This is a genomic window from Bordetella sp., assembly GCF_057362025.1.
This window is the reverse complement of record NZ_JBMQQZ010000013.1, coordinates 1-2,878: the sequence shown is the minus strand read 5'-3', so window position 1 is coordinate 2,878 and position 2,878 is coordinate 1. Positions and strand designations below refer to the sequence as shown.

At 67.4% G+C, this 2,878-nt stretch carries 3 protein-coding genes; all 3 read left to right on the top strand.

The features are described 5' to 3' along the window. The first annotated feature begins 154 nt into the window (after nucleotides 1-154). Nucleotides 155-415, top strand: a complete 261-nt coding sequence (locus tag ACO1P8_RS04530) for a hypothetical protein (RefSeq protein WP_486294725.1) — start codon at nucleotides 155-157, stop codon at nucleotides 413-415. A 63-nt stretch (nucleotides 416-478) separates the two neighbouring features. Continuing rightward, nucleotides 479-1,219 carry a response regulator gene (locus ACO1P8_RS04525; protein WP_486294724.1) on the top strand — a complete coding sequence of 247 codons (741 nt, stop codon included), beginning with the start codon at nucleotides 479-481 and terminating at the stop codon, nucleotides 1,217-1,219. Further along, nucleotides 1,216-2,562, top strand: a complete 1,347-nt coding sequence (locus ACO1P8_RS04520) for a sensor histidine kinase (protein WP_486294723.1) — start codon at nucleotides 1,216-1,218, stop codon at nucleotides 2,560-2,562. Before ACO1P8_RS04525 ends, ACO1P8_RS04520 begins: the two co-directional genes overlap by 4 nt. Nucleotides 2,563-2,878 lie beyond the last annotated feature (316 nt).

Sequence of the window (2,878 nt, the reverse complement as noted above, 5' to 3'; positions counted from 1 at the left end):
GGCATATACAGTACGACACAAACGGCGCGTCCGCGGACGGTATAAAGCGGGCATCGACGCTGCCGGAACGACCAGATCGCGTACCGGACACAGCGGAACGCCCGTGCCGCTCCCGACCGGAAGCGGCACGGGCCACTCGCCTAGGAGCATCGCGATGACCGCCCACCGCCATACCGGCGCCCTGCCTTGCCGCGCCCCTCTCGAACGCGACATCCATAGCCGTCGCGCCGCAACCATGAAACGCTGGATATCCACCCTGCTGCTGATGCTGGGCGGCCTGGGCGCCGAGGCGCTGCGGCCCGGCCCCTGCCCGCTGATCGTCGATAACGGCGTACCGCACCTTCGCGATCGCCGGGAGCGACGCGACGATAAGGATCGCCTGGACGGCCCCGAACGCCGGCGGCGCGGATTTTAAATACACTCTTCCGGACGGCGGCCCGTGTCCGCTTCCACCAGGCCAACGATAAAGGCACCGCAGATGGACCATGTCGATCACATCATGATCGTCGACGACGATCGCGAGATCCGCGAATTGGCCGGCAACTTCCTGAAGAAGAACGGCCTGAACGTCACTTTCGCGGCCGACGGGCGGCAGATGCGCACGCTGCTGGAAAGCAGCGCCGTGGACCTGATCGTGCTGGACATCATGATGCCCGGCGACGACGGCCTGGTCCTGTGCCGCGAATTGCGCAGCGGCAAGCACAAACGCATTCCCATCGTGCTGCTGACCGCGCGCAGCGACGATATGGACCGCGTCCTGGGCCTGGAAATGGGCGCCGACGACTATCTGGTCAAACCCTTCGTCGCGCGCGAACTGCTGGCGCGCATCAAGGCCGTGCTGCGCCGCACACGCATGCTGCCGCCCAACTTCCAGGTCACGGAGGCGGGCCGGCAGATCCGCTTCGGCGACTGGCGGCTGGACACCACGGCGCGCCATCTGCTGGACAGCAGCGGCACGGTGGTCTCCCTCAGTGGCGCCGAGTACCGGATGCTGCGCGTATTCCTGGACCATCCGCAGCGGGTGCTGACGCGCGACCAGCTGCTGAACCTTACCCAGGGCCGCGATGCCGACGTCTTCGGACGCTCCATCGACCTGCTGATCAGCCGCCTGCGCCAGCGCCTGCGCGAGGATGCGCGCGAGCCTATGTACATCAAGACCGTCCGCAGCGAAGGCTATGTCTTCGCCGCCACGGTCGAAGTCACCGAAGAGAACACATGAACGGGACCGCCGCGATGTCCGCTCCCAGCGCCGTGCAACGCTTTGCCCTATGGCCACGTACCCTGGTGGTGCGGCTGTTCGTGATTTTCCTGGTGGGCCTGGCCGTGGCCCAGGCCCTGTCGCTGGCCCTGCTGTTCTACGAACGCTACGAAGCCGGCAAGTCCATGATGCTGGGTGCCCTGGGCAGCGATGTCTCCATCGCCATGGATATCCTGGATCGCCTGCCGCCGGACGAACGGCCCGCCTGGCTGCCGCGCCTGAGCACGGCCAACCGGGTCTACCTGCTGCGCGAGGGCGTGGCCGACCGGCCCGTGACGAACTCCGCCGGACAATCCGCGGCGGACCGGATCCGCGACGCCCTGCCCGGCCGCGACGTTGCCGTGCGCGCGATGGCCAGCGATCCCAAGCATATCCAGGCCATGATGCACCTGCGCGACGGCAGCCCGGTCACCCTGGACATCCATCTGTCGCTGATGCCGCTGGCGATGTGGCTGCCGCTGGTACTGGCAGTGCAATTGCTGTTGCTGGTCGGATGCGTGTGGTATGCCGTACGCCTGGCCGTGCGGCCGCTGACGCGCCTGGCGCATGCCGCCGATACCCTGGACCCGAACAAGACCGGCCCGCGGCTGGACGAGCAAGGGCCCATGGAAGTCGCGCACGCGGCGACCGCCTTCAATGCCATGCAGGACCGCATCGCCGCGCACCTGGCGGAACGCATGCGCATACTCGGCGCCATTTCGCACGATCTGCAGACGCCCATCACGCGCATGAAGCTGCGTTCGGAGCTGATGGACGAGTCCCCGGACAAAACCAAGCTGGCGCAGGACCTGGACGAAGTGGAGCGTCTCGTGCGCGAAGGATTGGCGTACGCGCGCACGGCGCACGGGGCGCTGGAGAAACCGGCGCGGTTGGATATCTGCGCCTTCCTGGACAGCCTGACCTGCGATTACCAGGACACGGGCAAGGATGTCAGCCTGAGCGGTTCCAGCAGCGGCCCGATGCTGACGCGTCCGCACGCGCTGCGGCGCCTGCTGGGGAACCTGATCGACAACGCCCTGAAATACGGAGGCGGCAGAGCCGAGGTCCACGTGGAACCGAGTGACGACGGCAGCCTGACGGTGTCGGTGCTGGACCGGGGTCCGGGGATTCCGGACGATAGGCTGGAAGACGTGCTGCAGCCGTTCTATCGCCTGGAGGGTTCGCGCAACAGGGATACCGGCGGAACCGGGCTGGGGCTGGCCATCGCCAGCCAACTGGCCGCGGTGACGGGCGGGACGCTGACGTTGCGCAACCGCGAAGGTGGCGGGCTGTGCGCGGAACTGCGCCTGGCGGGGCTGGAATAAGGCCATCCCATGCGCCGTTGCGTTGAGCGGTGCTGTTGGCGGGTGGTTTGCTAGTGCCGTCCGTCGGGGGTGGTGCCTGTCGGGGCCAGCCCGGAGGAGCCGGTCCGGCGCCTTCGCGCCGGACTCCCGCTTCGTCATCTTCGTACGGCTGCCGAAGTGGCGGTGGTTTTCTTGCGGGTTTTTTGCCCGGCCGTCCTGCCTACGGATTCCTTCGCGCGGCTCCAACGGGCTGGCCCCGACAGGCACCACCCCCGACGGACGGCACTAGCAAACCACCCGCCAACAGCACCGCTCAACGCAACGGCGCATGGGATGG